General features: G+C 42.3%; 1 protein-coding gene. It reads left to right on the top strand.

What is annotated here, in order from left to right; genetic code table 11:
• A partial coding sequence (locus tag QV04_RS04160; protein WP_156548331.1) for a hypothetical protein occupies positions 1-1,455 on the top strand: 1,455 nt, incomplete at both ends.

Consider the following 1,455-nt stretch of genomic DNA (forward strand, 5'->3'; position numbering starts at 1 on the left):
CCTTAACCATTAAATTGGCTAAGGAATTACAAGACCTTACATCGTTAACTACTATTGATGAAACGGATGGTACGAAAACCATCGTATCTGGTAAGGGTGTAACGACTGATGGTAAAGTTGTGGTTAATAATGGTAAAACTGGCGATGACGCAAAAGACCTTGTTACTATTACCAAAGGTACAGAAACTGATCCAAACGCAACGGATAAAGAGTTCGGTACAGTAGCGATTGATGGCAAGAATGGTTCTAATGCGACATTGACTGTAGATCGTGGTACTAAGTCTGTTACTGATTCGGCGAATGTGGGTAAAAATCCAACTAAACCAATAGGCGAAAATAATCCTGTTGCAGGAATGGATCGTTTAACCTACACCACTACAGGTCCTGACAACACGACCATTAACCACGAAGTGGCTACGCTAGATGATGGCTTCTTCTTAACTACATCCAAGGACGTGGCGGATGGCAAAGCTGCGGCTGGCGTAAAATTGAACCATACCATCAAGTTCACTGATGGTGCGAATACGAAGGTATCTACCGTAGATTCCGAAAACGGTATTCATGAATTACACGTAGATGTAACAGGTTTACCTGTAACATACACCGCTAGCGAATTGGATGACAACGGTAAGCCTACGAATACACAAAATGTATCTAAAGTAGGCAATACTTACCAATTGGAAGATGGTACGAAACTCGTTCAATTTGGCGATAAATACTATAAACCAAATCAATTGGATAATGGTCAGCCTAAAGCAGGCGAAAAAGGTTTAACCATTGATAACAGCATTCGCGTTATCAATCCGGAACAACCGAATAGCACAGCTAAAATTACTAATGTAGCACCAGGCGAGGCTGATACAGATGCTGTGAATATGTCGCAATTGAAACAAAAAGCGGCAGCAGCTACTACAGAAGTAACAGGCACTGGCGCAGCGGAAGTAACAAAAGTAACCGGTGCAAACGGTCAGAATATCTATAATGTTCACGTTGATAAATTAATGACGGTTAAGCCAGTAGATTCTGCTACCAAGGTGGCTCGCGGTGGTGACGGCAAGTACTACAATGCCGACGACATTAAGGACAAAACATTCGTACCAAGCGAAAATAAATGGTATGACACGGCCGATGTCGATGCTACGACTGGTAAACCATTGGAAGGCAAATCAGCATTAGCTAAACAACCAATAGCATTAGACCAAAGCAAGTTGAAAAACAGTGTCGTTAATCCTAATGGCGATGGTGCTACTATCGTAGACAATGTGAAATCTGGTATTGGTGGCAAGGTAGACGACCCTGAACATGAACATAAGAATACTTTCATCAAAAACTTGGATAAAGTAGGCAAACCAGCTAGCGAAGGTGGCATCGACAAAACAACTGTTGTCAACGCTGGCGACCTTAAGAACTTGGCAGATACACCATTGTTCTTCCAAGGCGATGTATCTTCAGCCA

The organism is Gallibacterium genomosp. 1 (assembly GCF_001678575.1).
In the GTDB taxonomy this organism is placed as follows: domain Bacteria; phylum Pseudomonadota; class Gammaproteobacteria; order Enterobacterales; family Pasteurellaceae; genus Gallibacterium.